Below are 604 nucleotides of genomic sequence, written 5' to 3' on the forward strand. Positions count from 1 at the left end.
CTTTTGATGATGGTGCAAATTCAAAAACAATTAATTATAACGGCACCTCTTCATATAAAACGATAATTGATTTTGATTTTGGTGATTCTTTCACTAAAGAATCAACAGGTGCGGTTTCTGTGGGAGATGGCTCTCTTGTTCGCCAAATCCAAAATGTGGGTGCAGGTCGAATTACTGCTGAATCAAACGATGCTGTAAATGGTAGCCAATTATACCAAGCTTATTACAATGCAGGCTTTAACATTAAAAATAATGGTAAAGAAACATCACGTATTAATACCCATGGCAAAGTGAATTTTGTAAATGGTACGAATACCGAAGTGGTTGTTACAGACGGTGAAAATGCTGCTGATATTAAAGTGAATTTAAAAGATGATATTAAAGTTACTAGTGTTAAAGCTAATAATATTACCGTAGGACCTGTTACTATTAATGATAAAGATGGTATTAATGCAGGAAATACAAAAATCACGAATGTATCAAATGGTACAATTTCAGCTGATAGTAAAGATGCTGTGAATGGTAGCCAATTATATGCAGCGAAGAACGAGCTTAATACCAATATTACTAAAGCCGCAGCGGCAGCTAAAACAGAGGTAAAAGC

At 34.8% G+C, this 604-nt stretch carries 1 pseudogene; it reads left to right on the forward strand.

What is annotated here, in order from left to right:
* Positions 1-604: pseudogene (locus tag ACTHUR_RS15880) on the forward strand (hypothetical protein); the annotation flags it as partial.

It is taken from the genome of Neisseria sp. P0021.S007, from assembly GCF_051956855.1.